At 66.3% G+C, this 18,779-nt stretch carries 17 protein-coding genes; 3 read left to right on the forward strand and 14 right to left on the reverse strand.

Annotated features, from left to right (window positions below):
- Nucleotide 1: 1 nt before the first annotated feature.
- From CFB34_RS21115 to CFB34_RS21140, 6 genes are all read right to left on the reverse strand, one after another.
- Entirely contained in the window at nt 2–727 is a 726-nt protein-coding gene (locus CFB34_RS21115; RefSeq protein ID WP_089439234.1) for an amino acid ABC transporter ATP-binding protein, read from the reverse strand.
- A complete protein-coding gene (gene gltK / locus CFB34_RS21120; RefSeq protein ID WP_089439233.1) occupies nt 724–1,401 on the reverse strand; it encodes a glutamate/aspartate ABC transporter permease GltK in 678 nt (225 codons plus the stop codon). The genes CFB34_RS21115 and gltK overlap by 4 nt, the downstream gene beginning before the upstream one ends.
- Nucleotides 1,401–2,141 carry an amino acid ABC transporter permease gene (locus tag CFB34_RS21125; RefSeq protein ID WP_039361471.1) on the reverse strand — a complete coding sequence of 247 codons (741 nt, stop codon included), beginning with the start codon at nt 2,139–2,141 and terminating at the stop codon, nt 1,401–1,403. The genes gltK and CFB34_RS21125 overlap by 1 nt, the downstream gene beginning before the upstream one ends.
- Nucleotides 2,142–2,225: 84 nt before the next feature.
- Entirely contained in the window at nt 2,226–3,119 is an 894-nt protein-coding gene (locus CFB34_RS21130; protein WP_179243611.1) for a glutamate/aspartate ABC transporter substrate-binding protein, read from the reverse strand.
- A 251-nt stretch (nt 3,120–3,370) separates the two neighbouring features.
- Entirely contained in the window at nt 3,371–4,657 is a 1,287-nt protein-coding gene (locus tag CFB34_RS21135) for a Glu/Leu/Phe/Val dehydrogenase (RefSeq protein WP_089439231.1), read from the reverse strand.
- Nucleotides 4,658–4,921: 264 nt separating this feature from the next.
- Nucleotides 4,922–5,875 carry a LysR substrate-binding domain-containing protein gene (locus tag CFB34_RS21140; protein ID WP_011350944.1) on the reverse strand — a complete coding sequence of 318 codons (954 nt, stop codon included), beginning with the start codon at nt 5,873–5,875 and terminating at the stop codon, nt 4,922–4,924.
- 231 nt (nt 5,876–6,106) lie between these two features.
- Here CFB34_RS21140 and purB point away from each other — a divergent pair, with 231 nt between their 5' ends.
- Nucleotides 6,107–7,495: an adenylosuccinate lyase gene (gene purB / locus CFB34_RS21145; protein WP_089439230.1), complete on the forward strand. Its 1,389-nt coding sequence runs from the start codon at nt 6,107–6,109 to the stop codon at nt 7,493–7,495.
- Between the two features lie 77 nt (nt 7,496–7,572).
- Here the strand turns inward: purB and CFB34_RS21150 are convergent, their stop codons facing one another.
- Nucleotides 7,573–8,994, reverse strand: a complete 1,422-nt coding sequence (locus tag CFB34_RS21150) for an FAD-dependent oxidoreductase (RefSeq protein WP_089439229.1) — start codon at nt 8,992–8,994, stop codon at nt 7,573–7,575.
- 274 nt (nt 8,995–9,268) lie between these two features.
- Here CFB34_RS21150 and CFB34_RS21155 point away from each other — a divergent pair, with 274 nt between their 5' ends.
- Nucleotides 9,269–9,916 carry a TetR/AcrR family transcriptional regulator C-terminal domain-containing protein gene (locus CFB34_RS21155; protein WP_089439228.1) on the forward strand — a complete coding sequence of 216 codons (648 nt, stop codon included), beginning with the start codon at nt 9,269–9,271 and terminating at the stop codon, nt 9,914–9,916.
- A gap of 73 nt (nt 9,917–9,989) precedes the next feature.
- Here the strand turns inward: CFB34_RS21155 and CFB34_RS21160 are convergent, their stop codons facing one another.
- The 4 genes from CFB34_RS21160 to edd all read right to left on the reverse strand — a co-directional run bounded on the left by CFB34_RS21160 (nt 9,990) and on the right by edd (nt 14,590).
- Nucleotides 9,990–10,493: a gluconokinase gene (locus CFB34_RS21160; RefSeq protein WP_047851621.1), complete on the reverse strand. Its 504-nt coding sequence runs from the start codon at nt 10,491–10,493 to the stop codon at nt 9,990–9,992.
- A 13-nt stretch (nt 10,494–10,506) separates the two neighbouring features.
- Nucleotides 10,507–11,868, reverse strand: coding sequence for a GntP family permease (locus CFB34_RS21165; RefSeq protein ID WP_089439227.1), 1,362 nt, complete (start codon nt 11,866–11,868; stop codon nt 10,507–10,509).
- Nucleotides 11,869–12,087: 219 nt separating this feature from the next.
- Nucleotides 12,088–12,714 (reverse strand): bifunctional 4-hydroxy-2-oxoglutarate aldolase/2-dehydro-3-deoxy-phosphogluconate aldolase, encoded by a 627-nt coding sequence (eda, locus tag CFB34_RS21170; protein ID WP_011350938.1) that lies wholly within the window; start codon nt 12,712–12,714, stop codon nt 12,088–12,090.
- A 19-nt stretch (nt 12,715–12,733) separates the two neighbouring features.
- Complete coding sequence (gene edd / locus CFB34_RS21175) at nt 12,734–14,590, reverse strand: phosphogluconate dehydratase (protein ID WP_089439226.1); 1,857 nt, start codon at nt 14,588–14,590, stop codon at nt 12,734–12,736.
- 282 nt (nt 14,591–14,872) lie between these two features.
- On the opposite strand from edd, the gene CFB34_RS21180 reads away from it, so the two are divergent.
- Entirely contained in the window at nt 14,873–15,721 is an 849-nt protein-coding gene (locus tag CFB34_RS21180) for a MurR/RpiR family transcriptional regulator (protein ID WP_039361495.1), read from the forward strand.
- Nucleotides 15,722–15,826: 105 nt separating this feature from the next.
- Here CFB34_RS21180 and CFB34_RS21185 read toward each other — a convergent pair whose 3' ends face one another.
- From CFB34_RS21185 to holA, 3 genes are all read right to left on the reverse strand, one after another.
- Nucleotides 15,827–16,249 (reverse strand): CopD family protein, encoded by a 423-nt coding sequence (locus CFB34_RS21185; RefSeq protein WP_011350935.1) that lies wholly within the window; start codon nt 16,247–16,249, stop codon nt 15,827–15,829.
- Nucleotides 16,250–16,268: 19 nt separating this feature from the next.
- Entirely contained in the window at nt 16,269–17,540 is a 1,272-nt protein-coding gene (locus CFB34_RS21190) for a glutamate-5-semialdehyde dehydrogenase (protein WP_089439225.1), read from the reverse strand.
- Between the two features lie 138 nt (nt 17,541–17,678).
- Nucleotides 17,679–18,773 (reverse strand): DNA polymerase III subunit delta, encoded by a 1,095-nt coding sequence (gene holA / locus CFB34_RS21195; protein ID WP_089439224.1) that lies wholly within the window; start codon nt 18,771–18,773, stop codon nt 17,679–17,681.
- Between the last annotated feature and the right edge of the window lie 6 nt (nt 18,774–18,779).

Raw genomic sequence — 18,779 nt, forward strand, 5'->3', positions numbered from 1 at the left:
CTCAGTGCAGGATCTTCGCGAGGAAGTCCTTCGCGCGCTCCGATTTCGGATTCGAGAAGAAATCGTCCTTGCGGTCGTCCTCGACGATCGCGCCCTTGTCCATGAAGATCACGCGATGGGCGACCTTCTTCGCGAAGCCCATCTCGTGCGTGACGACCATCATCGTCATCCCTTCCTGCGCAAGTTCGACCATCACGTCGAGCACTTCGTTGATCATCTCGGGGTCGAGCGCGGACGTCGGCTCGTCGAACAGCATCGCGATCGGATCCATCGACAGCGCGCGCGCGATCGCGACACGTTGCTGCTGGCCGCCCGACAGCTGGCCCGGGAACTTGTGCGCATGCGCCTTCAGGCCGACGCGCTCGAGCAGCTTCATGCCCTTCTCGTTCGCCTCGTCCTTGCCGCGGCCGAGCACCTTGACCTGCGCGAGCGTCAGGTTCTCGGTGATCGACAGGTGCGGGAACAGCTCGAAATGCTGGAACACCATCCCGACCTTCGAGCGCAGCTTCGACAGGTTCGTCTTCTTGTCGCCGACCGACTGGCCGTTCACGAGGATCTCGCCCTGCTGGAACGGCTCGAGGCCGTTCACGGTCTTGATCAGCGTGGATTTGCCCGAGCCCGACGGGCCGCACACGACGACCACTTCGCCTTTCTTGACCTCGGTCGTGCAGTCGGTGAGAACCTGAAACTGGCCGTACCACTTCGAAACGTTCTTGATGGAAATCATCTTGTGACCTTTTTCTGGAGACCCTTGACGAGTGCAGACGCCAACGAGCAAATCACGAAATAGCATGCGCCGGCGAACAGGACCATCTCGACGGTCGTGCCGTCGCGATCGCCGATGTTGGCCGCCGTGCGGAAGAAGTCCGCGAGACTGATCACGTACACGAGCGACGTATCCTGGAACAGGACGATCGCCTGCGTGAGCAGCAGCGGCACCATCGCGCGGAACGCCTGCGGCAGGATCACGAGGCGCATCGCCTGCGCGTAGTTCATGCCGAGCGCGAACGCGGCGTTCACCTGCCCGCGCGGCACCGCCTGGATGCCGGCGCGGATGATCTCGGAATAATACGCGGCTTCGAACAGCGAGAACGCGACCATCGCCGACGCGAGACGGATGTCGATCGTCGGCGACAACCCGAGCACGCCCTGCAGCAACTGCGGCACGATCAGGAAGAACCACAGCAGCACCATCACGAGCGGGATCGAGCGGAACACCGTCACGTACGCTTTCGCGAACCACGCGAGCGGCGTCACGCCCGACAGCCGCATCAGCGCGAGCAGCGTGCCCCAGACGATCCCGACCACGATCGCGATCAGCGTGATCTGGAACGTGACGACCGCCCCCGTCCACAGCGTCGGCAGCGCGCCGGGAATACTACTCCAGTCGAACTGATGCATCACTTGCCTCCGATATAGCCGGGCAGCCGCGTACGGCCTTCGATCCAGCGCATGAACGCCATCACGACGAGGTTGATGATCACGTAGGCGAGCGTCACCGCGATGAACGACTCATACGTCTGCGCGGTGTAGTCGACGAGCTGGCGCGCCTGCGCGGACAGGTCGAGCAGGCCGATCGTCGACGCGACGGCGGAGTTCTTGAAGATGTTCAGGAATTCCGACGTGAGCGGCGGCACGATGATCCGGTACGCAACGGGCAGCAGCACGTAGCGGTACGTCTGCCATTGCGTGAAACCCATCGCGAGGCCGGCGGCGCGCTGGCCCTTCGGCAGCGCGTTGATCCCCGAGCGCACCTGTTCGCACACGCGCGCCCCCGTGAACAGGCCGAGACAGATGATCGACGCGGTAAAGAACTGCGTGGCGGGCGGCAACTGCTTGATCCAGGTGCCGATCGACGCGGGCAGCAGCTCCGGTATCACGAGATACCAGACGAAGAACTGCACGATCAGCGGAATGTTCCGGAAGATCGACACGTACACGGTACCGATCGCGGACAACCATTTGTTCGGCACGGTGCGCAGCACGCCGAACAGCGAACCGACGATCAGCGCGATGACCCAGGCGACGAGCGACACTTCGATGGTCACCCAGAAGCCGGACATCAGCCATCCGAAATAAGTCGTCGGCTCGCCGGTCGATACGGGGCTCAGGAAGATGCCCCAGTTCCAGTGGTAAGACATGGGCAAGACTCCAGCAAAAAGAGACGGAAGAAGCGTGGCCTCTTCCGTCTCATTAGCGTCATTTCTGCATCAACGGCCCTGCGGTCAGTCGAGCGCCTTGTCGTTCGGGTTCGCGTACAGCTTCTTCATCGAATCGGACAGCGGGAAGTTCAGGTTCAGCCCCTTCGGCGGGATCGGGTTCTCGAACCACTTCGCGTAGATCTTCGCGGCTTCGCCCGACTTCTCGACTTGCGAGATCGCGTCGTCGACGACCTTCTTGAAGTCCGCATCGCCCTTGCGCATCATGCAGCCGTACGCTTCTTCCGATTGCGGCGTGCCGACGATCACCCACTCGCCCGGCTGCTTCGCCTTCGCGCGCTCGCCCGCGAGCAGCGCGTCATCCATCATGAACGCGACCGCGCGGCCCGATTCCAGCGTATTGAACGAATCGCCGTGATCCTTCGCGCTGATGATGTTCATGCCGAGCTGCTTGTCGTTGTTCATCTTGCGCAGCAGGCGCTCCGACGTCGTGCCGGCGGTGGTCACGACCGTCTTGCCCTTCAGGTCGGCGAAATCCTTGACGCCCGAATCCTTCTTCGTCATCAGGCGCGTGCCGATCACGAAGATCGTGTCGGAGAACGCAGCCTGTTGCTGGCGCTCGACGTTGTTGGTGGTCGAGCCGCACTCGATGTCGACCGTGCCGTTCTGCACGAGCGGGATGCGGTTCTGCGACGTGACCGGAATGTTCTTCACCTGCAGGTTCGGCAGGTTCAGCTTCTTCTTCACCGCGTCGACCACCTTCAGCTGGAATTCGCGCGAATAGCCGACCACCTGCTGGTTCTGGTCATAGTAGGAGAACGGAATCGACGATTCGCGGTGCCCCAGCGCGATCACGCCCGTGTCCTTGATCTTCTTCAGCGTGCCCGTCTCCTGAGCATGCGCGCCGCTTGCGAACGCGCAAAGCGCCGCGAACATCAGGACTGCCTTTTGGTATTTCATTTTGGTCATCTCCTTGGCTAAAACCCGCGCCAGTGTATCAAAGTAATATTTTTGAAAGTACTGGTTGTTTACCGCACTACGCATCGCGCTGCGCGAAGCCGTCCTCCCGGCTTCGGGCGCCCTTCCGGCGCCTGAATGCGCGCGCGGGCGATGCCGGATTCGGCACCGCCCGCGAGGGTTCATGCACGCAACCGGACGGATTGCGTCATGGATTGATCGTAGTCAACCGATCTGAAATCGGCAACCGCCGATCAGGGGTACAGGCCGCGCATTTCGCGCGCCATCAGGATGCGCTTGCACGCAACGATGAACGCTGCGGTACGCACCGACACCTTGTGCTCTTCCGCGACCGCCCACACGCCGGAGAACGCTTCGCGCATCACGCGTTCGAGACGATGGTTGATCTCGTCTTCCGTCCAGAAGAAGCTCGAGAAATCCTGCACCCATTCGAAGTACGACACGGTCACGCCACCCGCGTTCGCGATCACGTCCGGGATCACCAGCACGCCGTTCGCGGTCAGGATGTCGTCCGCCGCCGTCGTCGTCGGGCCGTTCGCGCCTTCGACGACGATCTTCGTGCGGATCTTCCCTGCGTTCTTCTCGGTGATCTGGTTTTCCAGTGCCGCCGGGATCAGGATGTCGGTTTCGACCGTCCAGAACTCGTCATTCGGCATCGGCTCCGCGCCTTCGAAGCCCGCGACGCCGCCCGTGCGTGCGACGTGGTCGAGCAGCTTGTTCGAATCGAGGCCGGCCGGCTGGTAGATCGTGCCCGTGTGATCCTGCACCGCGATCACCTTCGCACCCGCTTCCTGGAACAGCTTCGCCGCGATGCCGCCGACGTTGCCGAAGCCCTGCACCGCGATGCGTGCGCCTTCGATCTCGAGGCCCTTCTTCTTCGCCGCTTCGCTGCCGACGACGAACACGCCGCGGCCCGTTGCTTCCTTGCGGCCGAGCGAACCGCCGAGTGCGATCGGCTTGCCGGTCACGACGCCGGTCGACGTCTGGCCCTGGTTCATCGAGTACGTGTCCATCATCCACGCCATCACCTGTTCGTTGGTGTTGACGTCCGGCGCCGGGATGTCGGTGTTCGGGCCGATGATGATGCCGATTTCGCTGGTGTAGCGGCGCGTCACGCGCTCGAGCTCACCACGCGACAGCTTGCGCGGGTCGACGCGGATACCGCCCTTCGCGCCGCCGTACGGCACGTTCACGGCCGCGTTCTTGACCGACATCCATGCGGACAGTGCCATCACTTCCGACAGCGTCACGTCCTGGTGGTAACGCACGCCGCCCTTGCCCGGGCCGCGCGACACGTTGTGCTGCACGCGATAGCCTTCGAAGTGCGCGACGGTACCGTTATCGAGCTCGATCGGGCAGTCGACGATCAGGATGCGCTTCGGGCGCTTCAGCGTTTCGAGCCAGCGCGACAGCGAACCGAGATACGGCGCGACGCGGTCGACTTGCTGAAGGTAGTTGCCCCACGGGCCGAGATCGTCGGCGTGCAGGTAGGACGGGATGGACTGCAATTGCGAAGACATGGATGCTCCAACGGTCAACAGGTGCGCACATTGTCGAAAAACCCGTTTTTTTTATCCAATGCCGTTTGCTTATTCGATTATGCGTTTCTTGCATGATCGCGATTTTTCGCAAATCTGCGGTCGATTTGCGCAAGAACGCCCGCGATCGATCGTGCATCGCGTGCATGAAAAATCGTGTTTCCCGGAGGCGGGACGGCCGCGGGACAGCCGCCCGACAGGCATCGCAAGCTCGACGACGGCAGGCCGGCGGTTAACCGCCCACGGTTAACCCGCGGTTTCGCGCAGTTCGTCGCGCACGACGTCCCACAGCGCACGCACAAGCTTCTGTCGCGGATCGTCGCCCTGCAGTGCGAGCTTGTCGCAGTACAGCCGGATCTCCATGGTCAGCGTGAACGGGTACGCGCCACCGCGCACCGACCGGTCGAGCCGGATCAGGCGGCCGCCCGCGACCGCATCCTCGACCGCGCTGTGCGGCAGGAACGCGATCCCGTGGCCCGCGAGCGCCATCGCCTTCAGCCCTTCGGCCATGTCGGTCTCGTAGACGCGATCGAGGAACAGCGGTGTCGTCGCATTCGCGACGATGACTTCCGTCATCCGGCCGAGATACGCGTTCGGCGTATAGGACAGGTACGGCACGCGCGCGTCGGCCGTGCCGGGCAGCGTATAGCGCGGCCGCCCCGCGCGGCCCGGCGCCGAGAACGGGCTGATCGGCTCGCTGCCGAGGATCAGCATGTCGTAGCGCGCCGGATCGAGCGCGACCGGATGGCTCGGGTGGTGGTAGCCCATCACGAGATCGCAGCCGCCCTCGACGAGCGACAGCACCGCGTCGTGCACGTTCAGCGCGCGCAGCCGCGTGTGGACCTGGCCCATCTTCGCCTCGATCCGCTGCAGCCAGCGCGGGAAGTACGTGAGCGACAGCGTGTGCGGCACCGCGAACTCGATCGTCGGCACCGGCGCGCCGACGTGGCCGCGCAGCAGCGTGCGCGCCTCGTGCGCCTGCGACAGCATCGTCAGCGCCTGTTCGTAGAAGATCTGCCCGGCCTGCGTGAGCCGCGTCGGATAGACCGAACGATCGATCAGTTCGGTGGCGAGCCATGCCTCGAGCGCCTGGATGCGCCGCGAAAACGCCGGCTGCGACACGTGCCGCAGCTCGGCGGACCGGCTAAAGCTGCGCGTTTCCGCGAGCGAGACGAAGTCTTCGAGCCATTTCAGTTCCATGCAGGCGGGCGCGGCGGGCGGCGGTCGGGAAGAAGCCTGCATTCTACCGGCGGGCGGCCCCGGCCGGCGGTGCGCCGAGCGGCCCGGCGCCCCGCCGCGAACGGGCGCCGACGCGGTATCGGCACGCGACAGCGCCCGCCGGCCGCGCGCGGCCGGGATCGTCCCGCGCCGATGGTAAAATGCCGGATTCTCCCTCCCCTCGCTCGACCCGGCCCCAAGGCCCGCCCGATCATGTCCGACACTCGTCCCGATACGCTTTTTGCCCTCACCGCGCTTTCGCCCATCGACGGCCGCTACGCCAGCAAGACCGAAGCGCTGCGCGACTGGCTCTCCGAAGCCGCCTTCATGCGCCACCGCGTCACCGTCGAGGTGCACTGGCTGATCGCGCTGTCGCGCGCCGGCTTCGCGGAAGTCCCGCGCTTCTCCGACGCGTCCGAACAGTTCCTGCTGCAGCTCGCCGAGCGCTTCACCGCGCACGACGCCGCCCGCATCAAGGACATCGAGCGCGTGACGAACCACGACGTGAAGGCCGTCGAATACTGGCTGAAGGAATCGGTGAAGGGCCAGGAAGAACTCGAAAAGGCCAGCGAATTCATCCACTTCGCGTGCACGTCGGAAGACATCAACAACACGTCGCACGGCATGATGCTCGCCGGCGCGCGCGAACACGTGATCCTGCCGGCGCTGCGCACGGTCTACCAGCGCCTCGTCGCGCTCGCGCACGCGCACGCCGAGCAGCCGATGCTGTCGCGCACGCACGGCCAGCCGGCCAGCCCGACGACGCTCGGCAAGGAACTCGCGAACGTCGCGGCCCGCCTCGCCCGTGCGATCACGCGCATCGAGAAGGTCGAGATCCTCGGCAAGATGAACGGCGCGGTCGGCAACTTCAACGCGCATCTGTCGGCGTATCCGGAATTCGACTGGGAAGCGTTCTCGCGCGACGTGATCGAGAACCGCCTGAAGCTCACGTTCAACCCGTACACGATCCAGATCGAGCCGCACGACTACATGGCCGAGCTGTTCGACGCCGTGGCGCGCGCGAACACGATCCTGCTCGACCTCGACCGCGACGTGTGGGGCTACATCTCGGTCGGCTACTTCAAGCAGAAGACGAAGGCCGGTGAAATCGGCTCGTCGACGATGCCGCACAAGGTCAACCCGATCGACTTCGAGAACTCGGAAGGCAACCTCGGCCTCGCGAACGCGACGCTGCGCCACCTCGCCGACAAGCTGCCCGTGTCGCGCTGGCAGCGCGACCTGACCGACTCGACGGTGCTGCGCAACATGGGCGTCGCGCTCGGCTACTCGCTGCTCGCGTACGACTCGCTGATCCGCGGCCTCGACAAGCTCGAAGTGAACCCGCAGCGCCTGAACGAAGACCTCGACAACTGCTGGGAAGTGCTGGCCGAGCCGGTGCAGACGGTGATGCGCCGCTACGGCATCGAGAACCCGTACGAGCAGCTGAAGGAACTGACGCGCGGCAAGGGCATCACGCGCGAAGCGCTGCAGGAATTCGTCGGCACGCTCGCGATCCCGCAAGAGGCGAAGGATCTCCTGCTCGCGATGACGCCGGCGTCGTACATCGGCAAGGCCGTCGAACTCGCGAAGCGGATCGCGTAAGCGCCGCCGTCTGCGCACGTAAAAAAGCCCGATGCGAGCAATCGCATCGGGCTTTTTCGTTGGCTGCCGCGGCAGTATCAGAACGAGATCATCCGCCCCGGGTTGAGCGCGCTCATCACGCTCATCGCGGCCTTCGCGGCGGGAATCGCGATCGGCGACAACTGGCGGCCGAGCGGAATCGCGCGATGGTCGATGCCGGTCAGCATCGAGAAATCGTCGTTGCGTCCGACGAAATCGTCGCAGATCGCCTTGCCGATCCGCACCGTCTGCGCGACGCCGTGGCCGCTCCAGCCCTGCACCATGTACATCGGCACACGGCCGTCGGTCTTGCGGCTGTCGGTCGCGCCGTTCAGCGTGAAGTCGCTGACACCGCTCCAGCAGTAGTCGAGCGCGAACCGGCCGTCGTGCTGCGGGAACACCGTGTTCAGCCGCGTCAGCAGGTACGCGTTCACGTCGGGCTGCGCCCAGCAGGTGCCGGTGCCCTGCCCGCCGAACAGCAGGCGATTGCCGCCTACCGGCCGGTAATAGTCGATCTGGAACTGCGTGTCGTACACGGGCATGCCAGCCGGCATCAGCGTCGCGACGTCGACGTCCAGCGGCGCCGTCACGCTCACGTAGGTAAAGAACGGCACCGTGGTCGCCGCGCCGTCGTCGAGCAGCCGGAACGTCGTGTTGTGCAGCGCGAGCACGACGCCGCGGCGCGCGGTGATCGTGCCGCCCGGCGTCGTCGCGACGACGCCCGCCGGCGTCTCGTCGAGCTCGAGCACCTCGGTGCCCTCGAACAGCGCGCCGCCGTTCAGCCGGAAGCCGTGCACGAGGCCGCGCACCAGCGCGAGCGGATGAATCTGCCCGCCGATCGCGTCGATCGCCGCGCCGTGATACAGCCCCGAGCGCACGTATTCGTCATGCAGCTGATGGCGGCCGACGAGCGTCACGCCCGCGTCGCCGAGATGACGGCGCGCATCCGCGCCGTCCAGCAGCGCGCTCATGTGGCCCGGGTGGACCGCCGCGGTGATGTGGCCGCGCTTGCGATCGAGCTCGAGCGCATAACGTGCGCCGATCGCATCGATCAGGTCCATCGATTCGGCCGACGCAAAGCGCCACAGCCGCTTCGCGTCGTCGTGCGACAGGTAGTCGATCATGTCGGCGGCTTCCCAGCGCGCGAGGCCGGGCGTCAGTTGCCCGCCGTTGCGGCCCGATGCGGCCGAGCCGACGTGGTGCTTGTCGACGAGGATCGTGTCGACACCCGCTTCCGCGAGATGCAGCGCGGCCGATGCGCCGAGCAGGCCCGCGCCGATCACGAGCACGTCGCAGACGGCATCGTGCGCGAGCGGCGCGCTGTTCGTATGGCGTGACAGCGACGCCTCGTACCAGTTCGCCGAGTGCTCGCCGTCGTAGCGGGCCGGGTCGCACCAGTTCCAGTTGTCTTTTTCGATGTTCAGTTGCGTTGGTTCGAAACGCGATTCGCCCTGGATCAGGGGGGGGTTGTTGAAAGTCATGATTGCACTTGCATGGTAGGGCCGCCTGTCGATGAGCCTTCTGGCTTCGCGGGTGGGGCAGCCGGTTCCACATGGGTGTCAACGAGAAAAGGGGCGTGATGGCCCGTGTTGACGGCGGGCACGCTCGTGCCGCCTGGATCCCGGACTGTGCGAAAGCACGTATTGAAAGGTGCCGGGACACCCAATTTCTACACCGCAGAAATAATTCTACAGTGTAGAATAAGCTTTCGTCAAGTTTACAGCCGGTGCCGTACCGGCCCGCCAGCCCGCATCGATGAAAGACAAACCCGCCCAAGGCCCGCGCGGCCTCGACAAGGAGGCGATCGTCGCGGCCGCGCTCGCGCTGCTCGAAGACGTCGGCGAAGCCGCGTTCAGCGTGCGCAAGCTCGCGCAGTCGGTCGGCTGCGACCCGATGAGCGTGCTGTACCACTTCAAGTCGAAGGAAGGCCTGAGCCGCGCGATCGCGAACGCGCTGTCGCGCTCGCTCGTGCCGGTCGACGCCGCGCTGCCGTGGCGCGAACGGCTGCGCGACCTCGCACGCCAGTACCGCGCGCTCGCGCTGCGCTACCCGGCCGCGTTCGCGCTGCTGCAGCGGCACATGAGTACCGGGCCCGCCGATCTCGCACACATCGAGGCCGTGCATCGCGCGCTGGCCGACGCCGGCATCCCGCGCGCGGCGCTGCCGTCGGTGTGCGTCGGCTGGTATGCGAGCGTGATCGGCCTGGCCGCGGCCGAAGCCGGCGGCCTCACGCGCGCCGCGAACGATGTCGAGCTCGCGGAAATGGAAGCGCTGTCCGACGCCGCGCATCCGCTCGTCAAGGCGGCCGCCCCGCTCTATGCACAGCTCGATCCGGCCGCCGTGCACGACACGATGCTCGACGTGCTGCTCGACGGCATCGCGAAGCAGGCGCACGCGGCCTGACCCCGGCCTGCGCGCCGCCAACGAAAAAGGCGCCCGAAGGCGCCTTTTCCATGACGATTGCCGCGAACCGCGCTCAGTGCTGCTGCGCGATGCCGATCTTCAGCATGACCTGATCGACGATCTGCTCGGGCGTCAGCTCGATGCTGACCTCGATCGCTTCGTCCGGGCCCGGCTCCTCGAGCGTATCGAGCTGGCTCTTCAGCAGCGACGGATCGAAGAAATGGCCGGTGCGGCTCTTCAGGCGCTCGTGCAACACCTCGAACGAACCCTTCAGATACACGAACCGCACGTCGGTGTCGGTGCCGCGCAGCACGTCGCGGTACGACCGCTTCAGCGACGAGCACGTGAACACGGCCGTTTCGCCGGCACGCTGCTTTTCCTCGATGGCCGCGCGAATCGTGCGCAGCCACGGCCAGCGGTCGTCGTCGGTCAGCGGAATGCCGTTGTGCATCTTCTCCTTGTTCGCCGCGCTGTGAAACGCGTCGCCATCGGTATAGCTGCACGACAGGCGTTCCGCCAGCATTTCGCCGATCAGCGACTTGCCGGCGCCCGACACGCCCATTGCGATCAGAATCATTGACTACCCCTTGTTACAGAACCATGCTCAGCAGCAGTGTAAAGCCGAGGCCGAGCACCGAGATGATCGTTTCGAGCAACGACCAGGTCTTGAACGTCTGGCCGACCGTCATCCCGAAGTATTCCTTGATCAGCCAGAAGCCGCCGTCGTTCACGTGCGAGAAGATCAGCGAGCCCGAGCCCGTGGCAAGCACCAGCAGTTCCGGGCTGACCGCCGCGCCGGACGCCGCCGCGATCGGCGCGACGATGCCGCAGGCCGTCGTCATCGCGACCGTCGCCGAACCCGTCGCGAGACGCATCAGCGCGGCGACGAACCAGCCGAGCAGCAGCGGCGACAGGTGCGCGTGCTTCGCGGTTTCGACGATCTGCTGCGAAATCCCGCTGTCGCGCAGGACGCCGCCGAAGCCGCCACCCGCGCCGACGATCAGCGTGATGCCCGCGATCGGTGCCAGGCACTCGCCGCAGAACTTCTGGATCTGGTCGCGGTTGAAGCCCTGCAGCTTGCCGAACGTGAAGAAGCTCACGAGCACGGCGATCAGCAGCGCGACGTCCGAGTTGCCGGCAAAGCGCAGCAGGTTGTTCGGCAGCGACTTCGGCGTGAACACCAGGTCGGCCCAGCTGCCGACGAGCATCAGCACGACGGGCAGCAGGATCGTGAACAGCGTGATGCCGAAGCTCGGCAGTTCGCGCTTTTCACCGTTCGCACGCGAGTCGACGAACTGCGCGGCGAGCGGGTTGTTCTCCGGCAGCTTCACGAACTTCGAGATCGTCAGCGCGAACAGCGGGCCCGCGATGATCGCGGTCGGCACGCCGACGATCAGGCCGAACGCGATCGTCTTGCCGATATCGGCGCCGTATTGCTGAACGGCCAGCAGTGCGGCCGGGTGCGGCGGGATCAGCCCGTGCACGACGGACAGGCCGGCCACCATCGGCAGGCCGACGACGAGCAGCGACTTGCCGGTGCGCTTCGCGACGTTGAACGCGATCGGGATCAGCAGCACGAAGCCGACTTCGAAGAACACCGGCAGGCCGACGATGATCGCGACGAACATCATCGCCCAGTGGATGTTCTTTTCACCGAACCAGTCGATCAGCGTGGTCGCGATCCGTTCGGCGCCGCCCGATTCGGCCATCATCTTGCCGAGCATCGTGCCGAGGCCGACGACGATCGCGATGTGGCCGAGCGTACCGCCGGTGCCCGTCTCGAACGACTTGACGATCTTGTCCATCGGCATGCCGACGACCAGCCCGAGGCCGAGCGAAACGATGATCAGCACCAGGAACGGGTAGATCTTGAAGCGCGCGATCATCAGGATCAGCGCGGCAATCGCGATCAGCGTGAATACGAGCAGCATGCTGCCTTGGACAGCCCCCATGTGGCACTCCTCCTAGAATTGTTCGAACCGGGCGAGTTGTTGCGAGTATGCCCGGCTATGCAGGTCTCCGGAACACGGGGGGTACCCACCCCGTCAGGACGCTGAATTTTACTTATCTTTACGGTCCGCGGATAGAACCGGTTCCATCAGCAAAAACCCTCGGTAAAACAAGCACTAAGGCTCGCTTTCCGAGGGCTGAACCGTCATTCCGTACAAGTCTTAACGGGGAAGCTGGCTCGCGGCTTGCGCGAGGCGCGTGACTTCGGCCCAGTCCTGCGCGGCGAGCGCGGCTTTCGGCGTGAGCCACGAGCCGCCGACGCACACGACGTTCGGCAGTTTCAGGAAATTCGGTGCGGTTTCGACGGTGATGCCGCCGGTCGGGCAGAACTTCAGCGCCGGGAACGGGCCGTGGAACGCCTGCAGCATCGGCACGCCGCCCGCCTGCTGCGCGGGGAAGAACTTCACGATCTCGTAGCCGAATTCGAGCGCCTGGATGATGTCGCTCGGCGTCATCACGCCCGGCAGCAGCGGCAGGCCCGCGTCGAGCGACGCGAGGTGCAGTTCCTTCGTCAGGCCCGGCGACACGCCGAACTTCGCGCCCGCGCGCTTGGCCTGCTCGCAATGCTCGGGCTTCGTGATCGTGCCGACGCCGACGACGATGTCGTCCGCGAGCTGGCTGGCGCGCTGGATCGCTTCCAGGCCGGCCGGCGTGCGCAGCGTGATCTCGAGCACCTTCACGCCGCCTGCGTGCAGTGCACGCGACACGTGTTCGCCCTGCTCGACCGAGTCGAATGCGAGCACCGGGATGACCGGGCCCAGCTTCACGATTTCAGCAATCGTCTTCATTGAATTGGCTCCTTGAAATTCATGCGGCGACGTGGGCGGCCGTTTCGCCGACCAGCGCGCCGAAAACCGATGCGCCCTGCTCCGCCGGCGCGGCGGCCGCGCGGAACACGCCGAACAGTTCACGCCCGAAACCGACTTCGTTCTCGGCCTGGTGCAGCGGCTGCGCGACCGGGCGCGCCTGCCACTCGGCGGCGTCGACCTCGATGTCGAGCACGCCGGCTTCCGCGTCGATCACGAGCGTATCGCCCGTCTTCACCTTGCCGAGCGGGCCGGCGAGCAGCGCTTCCGGCGACACGTGGATCACGGCCGGCACCTTGCCCGACGCGCCCGACATACGGCCGTCGGTGACCAGCGCGACGTGGAAGCCCTGATCCTGCAGCACGCCGAGCAGCGGCGTCAAACGGTGCAGCTCGGGCATCCCGTTCGCGCGCGCGCCCTGGAAGCGCACCACCGCGACGAAATCGCGCTTCAGCTCGCCGCGATCGAATGCTTCCTGCACGGCTTCCTGCGAATCGAACACGATCGCGGGCGCCGTCACCTTGCGGTGCTCGGGCGCGACCGCCGAAATCTTGATCACGCCGCGGCCGAGGCGGCCCTGCATCAGGCGCAGGCCGCCGTCCGGCTGGAACGGGTCGCGGATGCCGCGCAGCACCTTCGTGTCGTGGCTCTCGGCCGCGCCGTCGACCCACGTCAGCTTGCCGTCGATCAGCTTCGGCTCCTTCGTGTAGTGCGCGAGACCCTTGCCGGCGACCGTCGTCACGTCCTCGTGCAGCAGCCCGCCTTCGAGCAGGGTGCGGACCAGGAAGGCCACGCCGCCCGCCGCGTGGAAATGGTTCACGTCGGCCTTGCCGTTCGGGTAGATCTTCGCGAGCAGCGGCACGACGGCCGACAGTTCGTCGAAATCGTTCCAGTCGATCAGGATGCCGGCCGCGCGCGCGATCGCGACGAGGTGCAGCGTGTGGTTGGTCGAGCCGCCCGTCGCGAGCAGCGCGACGATCCCGTTGACGATCGCCTTCTCGTCGATCACGTGGCCGATCGGCGTGTAGTGGCCGCGCTCGACGGTCAGGTCGAGCACGCGGCGCGCGGCCTCGGCGGTGAGCGCGGTGCGCAGCGGCGTGTGCGGGTGGACGAATGCCGAGCCCGGCAGGTGCAGCCCCATCAGCTCCATCAGCATCTGGTTGCTGTTCGCGGTGCCGTAGAACGTGCAGGTGCCGTGGCCGTGATACGCGGCCGATTCGGCTTCGAGGAGCGCGTCGCGGCCGACCTGGCCGGTCGCGAACTGCTGGCGGATCTTCGCCTTGTCGTCGTTCGACAGGCCGCTCGTCATCGGGCCGGCCGGCACGAAGATCGTCGGCAGGTGGCCGAACTGCAGCGCACCGATCAGCAGGCCCGGCACGATCTTGTCGCAGATGCCGAGGCAGAGCGCCGCGTCGAACATGTTGTGCGTGAGCGCGATCGCCGTGCCCATCGCGATCGCCTCGCGCGAGAACAGCGACAGCTCCATCCCCGGGTTGCCCTGCGTGACGCCGTCGCACATCGCCGGCACGCCGCCCGCGAACTGCGCGACCCCGCCGTTCTCGCGCGCGGCCGCCTTGATGATCTCGGGGAAATCCTTGTACGGCGCATGCGCGGACAGCATCTCGTTGTACGAGGACACGATGCCGATGTTCGGCTCGCGGATCGCCTTGATCGAGAACTTGTCGTTACCCTCGAGGCCGGCGAAGCCGTGCGCGAGGTTCGCGCACGACAGCGCGCCGCGCGCCGGGAACTTGCCCTGCGCGCCGTCGATGCGCTGCAGATAGGCGGAACGGGTCGATTGGCTGCGGGCGATCACGCGTTCGGTGACCTTCGCCAGAGTGGGGTGCAGCGACGTCATGCTGGGCGCTCCTGTATGCCGGCCGACACCGGCGGTTGGAATCGTGGGGACGGTCGAATGCATCGACAGAACGAAGCCAGTCTAGTAGAAAAACTACAAGCATGCAATGCGGATTCATCGCTCCGCAACCCTCATTCCCGCCACCAGCAAGGTGATACCTAGTGAAAACCCTAACTCTCCGCAATGAAAGCACTACGCCCGCGCTAGTATTTTCCTGTAGATTTTCTACAATTCGATTGCGATACACTCGCTCATCCGAACCCGATTTCCGCCTGCCGTCCCATGCTGCCCCGCATTGAAGCGATCCGCACCGAGTTGCGCCCGTCCGAGCGCAAGCTCGCCGACTACATCCTCGCCGCGCCGCGCGAGGTGCTCGACCTCGCGATGACCGAGCTGTCGACGCGCGCGGGCGTCAGCCAGCCGACGATCGCGCGCTTCTGCCAGGCGCTCGGCTGCAGCGGCTTTCGCGAATTCAAGATCCGGCTCGCGCAGAGCGTCGCGCCGGGCGTGTCGTCGGTCTATCGCGACGTCGAGCCCGACGAACCGGCGCCCGGCATCATCGGCAAGGTGTTCGACCGCACGATCGGCGCACTGATCGAGGTGCGCAACAGCCTGTCCGCCGGCAGCGTCGCCGAGGCGATCGGGCTGTTGTCGAACGCGTCGCGGATCGAGTTCTACGGCGCCGGCGGCTCCGGTATCGCCGCGCAGGACATCCAGCACAAGTTCTTCCGGCTCGGCGTGCCGAGCGTCGCGTATTCGGATCCGCACACGTTCTCGATGTCGTCGGCGCTGCTCGGCCCGCACGACGTCGTCGTCGCGATCTCGAACACCGGCCGCACGCGTGACATCGTCGACGCCGCACGCTCCGCGCTCGCGTGCGGCGCGAAGGTCGTCGCGATCACGCAGAGCCATTCGCCGCTCGCGAAGCTCGCGACGGTGAGTCTCGCGTCGAACGTGGCGGAGGAAACCGACGTGTTCTCGCCGATGACGTCGCGGATGTCGCATCTCGCGATCGGCGACATCCTCGCGGTCGGCGTCGCGCTGTCGCGCGGCCCCGCGCTGATGGAACGGGTCGGCCGTGCGAAGGAGGCGATCACGCGCCGCCGGATCGACGACGGCACGAAGGATTGAGCAGACGCCGCGCCGACCGCGCGCACGAACCGTAAACGACAAACGGCGCCCCGCGGGGCGCCGTTGCGCATCAGGCAGCGCCGGCAACCTCGCCGGCCATGCCGCTCAGAACGGCTTGATCACGACCAGCGCGACCGCCGCGAGCATGCCGAGCACCGGCAGCTCGTTGAACACGCGATACCACTTGTCGGTGCGGCGGTTCTCGCCGCGCTCGAACACCCGCAGCAGGTGCCCGCAATACGCGTGATAGACGATCAGCAGCAGCACGACCGTCACCTTCGCGTGAATCCAGCCCTGCCCCTGCCCGATACCGATCGACAGCCAGAGCCACAGCCCGCAGGCCAGCGCCGGCACCGCGATCATCGTCATGAAGCGGAACAGCTTGCGCGCCATCAGCAGCAGGCGACGCACGGCGGCCGGATCGGTTTCCATGGCCAGGTTCACGTAGATGCGCGGCAGGTAGAACAACCCTGCAAACCACGCGGCGATCAGAACGATATGGAACGTCTTGACCCAGAGCATCGCCATCGATTGTGTGCCTCGCTGTTTACTGGCGGCCTTCGCCGTGTCCGAGCACGACGTACTTCAGCGACGTCAGCCCTTCCAGGCCGACGGGGCCGCGTGCGTGCAGCTTGTCGTTCGAGATGCCGATTTCCGCGCCGAGGCCGAATTCGAAGCCGTCCGCGAAGCGCGTCGATGCGTTGACCATCACGCTCGCCGAATCGACCTCGCGCAGGAACCGCATCGCGCGGTCGTGATCCTCGGTGACGATCGCGTCCGTGTGGTGCGAGCCGTAGTGGTTGATGTGCTCGATCGCGGCGTCGAGGCCGTCGACGACCTTGATCGCGAGCACCGGCGCGAGATACTCGGTGTGCCAGTCTTCCTCGGTGGCGTCGACGAGCGGGCCGACGCCCGCATCGGCGAGCACCGCGCGCGCGGCCGCGTCGACGCGCAGTTCGACCTGCTTGTCGCGATACAGCTTGCCGAGCGGCGGCAGCAGCGTCGCCGCGATACCGCTCGCGACGAGCAGCGTCTCCATCGTGTTGCAGGTGCCGTAGCGATGCGTCTTCGCGTTGTCGCAGACGGTCAGCGCCTTGGCGAGATCGGCGCGATCGTCGACGTACACGTGGCAGATGCCGTCGAGGTGCTTGATCATCGGCACGCGCGCCTCGCTGATCAGGCGCTCGATCAGGCTCTTGCCGCCGCGCGGCACGATCACGTCGACGTATTCGGTCATCGTGATCAGCTTGCCGACCGCCGCGCGATCGGCCGTCGCGACGACCTGCACCGCGTCCTGCGGCAGGCCGGCGGCTTCGAGCCCTTCGCCGATCAGCCTCGCGAGCGCGGCGTTCGATTCGAGCGCTTCGGAGCCGCCGCGCAGAATCGTCGCGTTGCCCGACTTCAGGCACAGCGCGGCCGCGTCGATCGTCACGTTCGGGCGCGATTCGTAGATGATGCCGATCACGCCGAGCGGCACACGCATCTGGCCGACCTGGATGCCGCTCGGGCGGTACTTGAGGTTGCCGATCTCGCCGATCGGATCGGCCAGCGACGCCACCTGGCGCAAGCCTTCGACCATCGTCTTCAGCGCCTTGTCCGACAGTGTCAGGCGATCGACGAACGCGGCATCCAGCCCCTTTTCACGGGCACGGGCGACATCGCGCGCATTCGCGTCCTTCAGCGCCTGCGCGTCGCGTTCGATCGCGCGCGCCACGGCGTCGAGCGCCGCGTTCTTCGCGGCCGTGCTGGCGCGCGCCATCGCGCGGGAAGCGTGCCGGGCGCGACGGCCCAGGTCGGTCATGTACTGATCGATATCCATCGTGTGACTCGAGAAGCGCGCCGCGCAGGGCGGCATGAATTCGTGGGGAAGCGTGAGCGGCGGCGGCCGGAGGGCCGCGCCAGCTATCGAAACATTGTAAGCGGGTTGGGCAGCGCGCGCTGAAGGCCCGAACGGGACTTAGCGTCGCACGCGCCCCGCGGTCGGCGGTCGCTCGCCGCGGGCACCGGCCACCGTCATCGCGAGCTGGAACAGCCCGTCCCACGGATCGGGCGGCGGTTCGTCCTGCGTACGACGGCCCGGCGCGACGGCCGTAAGCCCCTTGACCTGACGGTCGAGCTTCGCGGCAAACGCGAGCGCCTTCTCGAGCACGGCTTCGGACACGCGATTCAGCGCGGGACCGATCAGCCGCTCGCGCGGCCCCCACACGCGGTTCTCGCGCAGCAGCGTTGCCAGCGGCTTGCCTGCCGTCGTGCCGCGCTTGATCCGCAGCAGCGTGCGCAATTCCTCGACGACGGCCCACATCACGAGCACGATCGCCTCGCCCTCGCCCTTCAACCCGTCGATCATCCGCGCGAGCCGCGCGGCGTCGCCGGCGAGCATCGCTTCGTTCAGCTTGAAGACGTCGTAACGCGCGACGTTCAGCACCGCGTCGTGCACCTGCTCGAACGACAGCGCTCCCTGCGGATACAGCAGCCCGAGCTTCTGGATTTCCTGGTGCGCGGCGAGCAGGTTGCCTTCGACGCGCTCGGCGATGAACTGCAGCGCGCGCCGCCCGTCCTCGCCGGGCGCGGCGCGCTGGCCCTGCAGCGCGAGGCGCTGGCCGATCCAGTTCGGCAGCTGCGCGCGGTCGACCGGATCGATCTTCAGCGCGACGCCGCCGTTCTGCAGCGCGGTGAACCACGCGGATTTCTGCGTGGCCGCGTCGAGACGCGGCAGCGTGACGAGCATCAGCGCGTCGGGGTTCGGCGTGGCCGCGAGCGTCTTCAGCGCATCGGCGCCTTCCTTGCCGGGCTTGCCCGACGGAATGCGCAGCTCGATCAGCTGGCGCTCGCCGAACAGCGACATCGCCTGGGTCGCGCCGAGCAGCACGCTCCAGTCGAAGCCGCGCTCGACCGTATGCACCGAACGCTCGGTGTAGCCGGCCGCGCGCGCGGTCGCACGAATGCGGTCGCACGCTTCCTGCGCGAGCAGCGGCTCGTCGCCGTAGACGGTATAGAGCCCGGCCAACCCCTTCGCGAGGTGCGGCTCCAGCGCATCAAGTCGCAGTTGCATCGATAC

The organism is Burkholderia sp. HI4860 (assembly GCF_002223045.2).
Taxonomy (GTDB): domain Bacteria; phylum Pseudomonadota; class Gammaproteobacteria; order Burkholderiales; family Burkholderiaceae; genus Burkholderia.